Source organism: Alcanivorax sp. DP30 (genome assembly GCF_009882945.1).
Lineage (GTDB): Bacteria > Pseudomonadota > Gammaproteobacteria > Pseudomonadales > Alcanivoracaceae > Alcanivorax.
Window position 1 is genome coordinate 1 of the sequence record NZ_WTUY01000017.1, and the last position, 3,383, is coordinate 3,383.

The 3,383-nt window shown below is 52.1% G+C and carries 2 rRNA genes; both read left to right on the plus strand.

The annotated features are described in order from the left end of the window. Nucleotides 1-177: 177 nt before the first annotated feature. A 23S ribosomal RNA gene (locus GQF00_RS14850) occupies nt 178-3,071 on the plus strand. Nucleotides 3,072-3,260: 189 nt separating this feature from the next. Continuing rightward, nucleotides 3,261-3,376, plus strand: a 5S ribosomal RNA gene (gene rrf, locus GQF00_RS14855). Nucleotides 3,377-3,383: the final 7 nt, after the last annotated feature.

Here is a 3,383-nt window from a genome sequence, read left to right on the forward strand (position 1 = left end):
AGCTCTTTAAAAATTTGGGAAATGAGAAAGTCCAAGTATTCATTGAGAATGCAAGCGTTAAGAGACTATCTGACACTTGTGTCTTTATGGTGAATCGTTATCACGATGAAAAAGCCTGGACGGGATTGGAGTTGCTGGTCGAAAGGTCGGCGATGAAGAGACTGTTTTGGGTTATATAGTCAAGTGATTAAGCGTACACGGTGGATGCCTTGGCAGCCAGAGGCGATGAAGGACGTTGTAGCCTGCGATAAGCTCCGGTTAGGTGGCAAACAACTGTTTGACCCGGAGATTTCCGAATGGGGAAACCCACCTGTCATAAGGCAGGTATCACATGCTGAATACATAGGTATGTGAAGCGAACGAGGGGAACTGAAACATCTAAGTACCCTTAGGAACAGAAATCAATTGAGATTCCGTCAGTAGCGGCGAGCGAACGCGGATTAGCCCTTAAGCTTGTGACTGATTAGGAGAACGGTCTGGGAAGGCCGGCCATAGTGGGTGATAGCCCCGTATCCGAAAATCTGATCAAGTGAAATCGAGTAGGTCGGAGCACGTGAAACTTTGACTGAATGTGGGGGGACCATCCTCCAAGGCTAAATACTCCTGGCTGACCGATAGTGAACCAGTACCGTGAGGGAAAGGCGAAAAGAACCCCGGAGAGGGGAGTGAAATAGAACCTGAAACCGTGTACGTACAAGCAGTCGGAGCCCTCTTTGTGGGGTGACGGCGTACCTTTTGTATAATGGGTCAGCGACTTAATTTCAGTAGCGAGGTTAACCGTATAGGGGAGCCGTAGGGAAACCGAGTCTTAATAGGGCGTATAGTTGCTGGGATTAGACCCGAAACCGGGCGATCTATCCATGGGCAGGTTGAAGATGCGGTAACACGCATTGGAGGACCGAACCGACTACCGTTGAAAAGTTAGCGGATGACCTGTGGATCGGAGTGAAAGGCTAATCAAGCTCGGAGATAGCTGGTTCTCCCCGAAAGCTATTTAGGTAGCGCCTCGGACGAATACCACTGGGGGTAGAGCACTGTTTCGGCTAGGGGGTCATCCCGACTTACCAAACCGATGCAAACTCCGAATACCAGTGAGTACTATCCGGGAGACACACGGCGGGTGCTAACGTCCGTCGTGGAAAGGGAAACAACCCAGACCGCCAGCTAAGGTCCCCAAATTCCAGTTAAGTGGGAAACGATGTGGGAAGGCTCAGACAGCTAGGAGGTTGGCTTAGAAGCAGCCACCCTTTAAAGAAAGCGTAATAGCTCACTAGTCGAGTCGGCCTGCGCGGAAGATGTAACGGGGCTAAAACTGGATACCGAAGCTGCGGCAGCGTGCTTATGCATGCTGGGTAGGGGAGCGTTGTGTAAGTCTGTGAAGGTGTGTTGAGAAGCATGCTGGAGATATCACAAGTGCGAATGCTGACGTGAGTAACGATAATGGGAGTGAAAAACTCCCACGCCGAAAGACCAAGGTTTCCTGCGCAACGCTAATCGGCGCAGGGTGAGTCGGCCCCTAAGGCGAGGCAGAAATGCGTAGCTGATGGGAAACAGGTTAATATTCCTGTACTTCTTGTAACTGCGATGGAGAGACGGAGAAGGCTATGCCTACCGGGCGTTGGTTGTCCCGGGGAAAGGCTGTAGGCTGAGGTGTTAGGCAAATCCGGCACCTTAAGGCTGAGAGTCGAGACCACTGGTCCTTTGTGACCGGGAAGTGGTTGATGCCATGCTTCCAGGAAAATCTTCTAAGCTTCAGGTTATAAGGAACCGTACCCCAAACCGACACAGGTGGTTGGGATGAGTATTCTAAGGCGCTTGAGAGAACTCGGGTGAAGGAACTAGGCAAAATTGTACCGTAACTTCGGGAGAAGGTACGCCGCTGACGGTGACGAGACTTGCTCTCTGAGCTATTGGCGGTCGCAGTGAAAAGGCCCCTGCAACTGTTTATTAAAAACACAGCACTCTGCAAACGCGTAAGCGGACGTATAGGGTGTGACGCCTGCCCGGTGCCGGAAGGTTAATTGATGGGGTTAGCTTCGGCGAAGCTCTTGATCGAAGCCCCGGTAAACGGCGGCCGTAACTATAACGGTCCTAAGGTAGCGAAATTCCTTGTCGGGTAAGTTCCGACCTGCACGAATGGCGTAATGATGGGGGCGCTGTCTCCACCCGAGACTCAGTGAAATCGAAATCGCAGTGAAGATGCTGTGTACCCGCGGCTAGACGGAAAGACCCCGTGAACCTTTACTACAGCTTCACAGTGGACTTTGAGCCTGCTTGTGTAGGATAGCTGGGAGACTTTGAAGCCGTGACGCTAGTCATGGTGGAGTCGACCTTGAAATACCAGCCTGGCATGTTTGAGGTTCTAACCCAGGTCCATTATCTGGATCGGGGACATTGTGTGGTGGGTAGTTTGACTGGGGCGGTCTCCTCCCAAAGAGTAACGGAGGAGCACAAAGGTACCCTCAGCACGGTCGGACATCGTGCAACGAGCGTAAAGGTAGAAGGGTGCTTGACTGCGAGACCTACAAGTCGAGCAGGTGCGAAAGCAGGTCTTAGTGATCCGGTGGTTCTGTATGGAAGGGCCATCGCTCAACGGATAAAAGGTACTCCGGGGATAACAGGCTGATACCGCCCAAGAGTTCATATCGACGGCGGTGTTTGGCACCTCGATGTCGGCTCATCTCATCCTGGGGCTGAAGCCGGTCCCAAGGGTATGGCTGTTCGCCATTTAAAGAGGTACGCGAGCTGGGTTTAGAACGTCGTGAGACAGTTCGGTCCCTATCTGCCGTGGGCGTTGGAGATTTGAGAGGAGCTGCTCCTAGTACGAGAGGACCGGAGTGGACGAACCTCTGGTGTTCCGGTTGTCACGCCAGTGGCATTGCCGGGTAGCTAAGTTCGGACGGGATAACCGCTGAAAGCATCTAAGCGGGAAGCCTCCCTCAAGATGAGATCTCCCTGGGAACTTGATTCCCCTGAAGGGCCGTTGAAGACCACAACGTTGATAGGCGGGGTGTGGAAGCGTTGTAAGGCGTGAAGCTAACCCGTACTAATTGCCCGTGAGGCTTGACTATATAACACCAAAGCAGTCCCTTGGCTCCAAGCCACAGGACAGCGTAAAGACAGTGTGTCAGAAGTCAGCTTGCAGACAATGAATAGCAAACTTCTCATTCCCAATTTGGCTTTGCCGGTGAGCAGTGTAGTACACCGGTAAGGCAACCTATTTGGTCCTCCTGAACCTTCAGGAAAACCAAACCAGTTTGCCTGACGACAATAGAGTGTTGGAACCACCTGATCCCTTGCCGAACTCAGAAGTGAAACGACATATCGCCGATGGTAGTGTGGGGCTTCCCCATGTGAGAGTAGGTCATCGTCAGGCTCTTAAA